Annotated in this window: 4 protein-coding genes and 1 tRNA gene; 2 read left to right on the forward strand and 3 right to left on the reverse strand. The window is 69.4% G+C overall.

Annotation, left to right across the window (positions count from 1 at the left end; all coding sequences use genetic code 11):
• Positions 1-202: 202 nt before the first annotated feature.
• A complete protein-coding gene (locus tag OOT08_RS08250) occupies positions 203-706 on the forward strand; it encodes a helix-turn-helix domain-containing protein (RefSeq protein WP_325092155.1) in 504 nt (167 codons plus the stop codon).
• Between the two features lie 12 nt (positions 707-718).
• Here OOT08_RS08250 and OOT08_RS08255 read toward each other — a convergent pair whose 3' ends face one another.
• Positions 719-1057 carry a hypothetical protein gene (locus OOT08_RS08255; protein WP_325092156.1) on the reverse strand — a complete coding sequence of 113 codons (339 nt, stop codon included), beginning with the start codon at positions 1055-1057 and terminating at the stop codon, positions 719-721.
• Positions 1058-1212: 155 nt separating this feature from the next.
• On the opposite strand from OOT08_RS08255, the gene OOT08_RS08260 reads away from it, so the two are divergent.
• Positions 1213-1611, forward strand: a complete 399-nt coding sequence (locus OOT08_RS08260) for a VOC family protein (RefSeq protein ID WP_325092157.1) — start codon at positions 1213-1215, stop codon at positions 1609-1611.
• A gap of 39 nt (positions 1612-1650) precedes the next feature.
• Here OOT08_RS08260 and rlmH read toward each other — a convergent pair whose 3' ends face one another.
• Together rlmH and OOT08_RS08270 are read right to left on the reverse strand one after the other, a co-directional pair.
• The gene (gene rlmH / locus OOT08_RS08265; RefSeq protein ID WP_325092158.1) at positions 1651-2109 is read right to left on the reverse strand and encodes a 23S rRNA (pseudouridine(1915)-N(3))-methyltransferase RlmH; all 459 of its coding nucleotides are present in this window, start codon (positions 2107-2109) and stop codon (positions 1651-1653) included.
• A gap of 124 nt (positions 2110-2233) precedes the next feature.
• A tRNA-Tyr gene (locus OOT08_RS08270) sits at positions 2234-2318 on the reverse strand.
• Positions 2319-2416 lie beyond the last annotated feature (98 nt).

Here is a 2416-nt window from a genome sequence, read left to right on the forward strand (position 1 = left end):
AGGCGCACCCCTGGGAGGGTGAGTCCACGCCCAAGCCGCCCACGGTCACCGACCAGAGCCTGCGCAAGCGAGGAGCCCTCCTCCGCAGCGCCGAACCCCGCATCTAGATCGTGCGCCTCAGTCTTCTGAACGTCACGCCGAGACGCGCTGGTCGAAAAGCTATAGCCCAGGCTTCCCCCGCATGGTCAACATGGGGGGTGTGATGAAACGTCAAGATGCCGCCCACGAAGTCGGCGCCCGCGTCCGTGAGATACGACGCGCGACCGGGATCAGCCAGATGGACCTGGCCGAACTCGCCACCATGCATTTCTCGAACATCGGCAAGATCGAACGCGGCCAGGCGAATCCGAGCCTCAGCACCCTCGCTCGGATTGCCACCGCCCTCGACACGACCGTCGCCGAGCTGACGAGCGGGGTCACCGCCGTGCACGTCCCCGCCCGCGACCGCCAGGTGACGGTGCGGGACCTCCTCCGCGCACGCGAGGAACAGCTCGCCCGCGACGCCGAACCGGGAGACGCGGAGCCGACGCCGGCCCCAACGGCGGATGCGCCCCCGGACCCGGCTCCGGGCGACGGCGACATCAACGCCGACGCCGAACCGCCTCCGGCTGACCACGCACCGGCGAGCGCCCCGGACCCGCCGCAGGGGCACCCCCCGCGGGCCAGCGGCGCACCCGTGCCCCCGCCCGAGGCGGAGCCGCGGTGAGCGCGCGCCCGCCTAAAAAGCGATCGGCCAGAGGTATTCCCCGCCGTGCGGGCGAAACCAGCGCAGCAGGAGCAGGCTCGCCGGCTCGGCGGCCAGGCCGCGCACCCGCACGCTCAGGCGCTCGTTGACGTCGACGGGGCCGGGCAGGCTCATGCCGAGCAGCCCGGCCCCGATCACGGCGAAGCGCACGAAGCGCAGCCGCTCCGTGCCGATGTTCAGCACCTCGACGGTCCCGTCGGGGTCGCGCTGGAGGACCGCCCAGGGCACCCGGTAGGCGAGCTGGCTCGGCTGCTGGTGTCCGGACCGTGGGGAGCCCGGGGAGACGAAGGAGGAGAGTCTGATGAGGTTCATGCGGGGAGTGTATGTGCGGGCACCGACACCGCGGCTCGCGCGCTGCGGGGCTGAGACATCGCGCAGAATCGACCGCGGCCCCTTGCTTCGGGGCAGCCCAGGTGGGAACCTCGTACTCCGCGCACGAGGGTTGCGCCCGCTGAAAGGGGGACCTGATGTCCCAGAAGCTGTTTGTGAACCTCCCCGTCCGAAGCCTGAGCGAGTCCGAACGGTTCTACGTCGGACTCGGCCTCAAGAAAAACGAACGGTTTTCCTCTCGGGACGCCACGGCGCTCCAGCTCACGGACTCGATCTCCGTGATGCTGCTCGCCACCCCCTTCTTCGAGGGCTTCCTGGTTGAGGGCGACACCGCGCACCTGCGCTCCCACGGCAAAGAGGTGCTGAACGCGTTGGAGCTGAAGAGCCGCGCCGAGGTCGAGCGCTGGTGCGTCCTCGCGGTCAGCTACGGCGGCACGGTCTACCGGCCGGGCGTCGAACAGCACGGCATGTTCAGCGCCGCGATCGCCGATCCCGACGGCCACGTGTGGGAGCTGCTGCCCCCGATGGAGGGCTAGCTCGGGAGGGACGGCCTGGCCCGGCACGCCCCGCGCGCATCACACGTGGTGATAGGGACGTCCGGCGAGGATCTCCTGTGCCCGGTAGAGCTGCTCGGCCAGGATGAGCCGGACCATCTGGTGCGGGAACACCAGCTTCGACAGGCTCCACACGAAGTCGGCCCGCTCGTGCACCCGCGCGTCGACCCCGTAGGCACCGCCGATCACGATCGTGACCGCGCGTCCCGCGTCCTGCGCCCCGCGCAGGGTCGCGGCCAGGCCGGGCGAGTCCACGTTCGTGCCGCGCTCGTCCAGCAGCACAACGAACGCGCCGCGATCGAGCTTGGCGAGGATCCGCTCGGATTCCTCCGCCCGCGCGTGCTCGCCCTCGCGCGCCGAGTGCGGCAGGAGCTGCCAGGCGAGGTCCATCGGCTTCTTCAGCCGCTTCTCGTAGCGGGCGATGCCGTCGGCGACCCAGCTCTCGTGCTTCTTGCCCACGGCCAGGATGCGAACGCTCATGGTCTCCATTCAAGCACGCGCCGGGCTCGCGCAGGCAAGACCGGCGCAGCCGGTCAGCACGGGCGGTGAGCGCGTGTTCCCGAACGCGAAAACGCCCCGGAGTGTTCCGGGGCGTTTCACGTGGTGGTGGCGAGTGAGGGATTCGAACCCCCGAAGTCGATGACAGCTGATTTACAGTCAGATCCCTTTGGCCGCTTGGGTAACTCGCCATGATTATCACGCAGGACAACCAGAAGACAACGATACTGCATTGACTCCCCCGAACGGAAATCGACGCGACGCCGAGCCTCTATCCTGGATAAATGAC

Source organism: Leucobacter sp. M11, from assembly GCF_035726885.1.
GTDB lineage: Bacteria > Actinomycetota > Actinomycetes > Actinomycetales > Microbacteriaceae > JAPFRB01.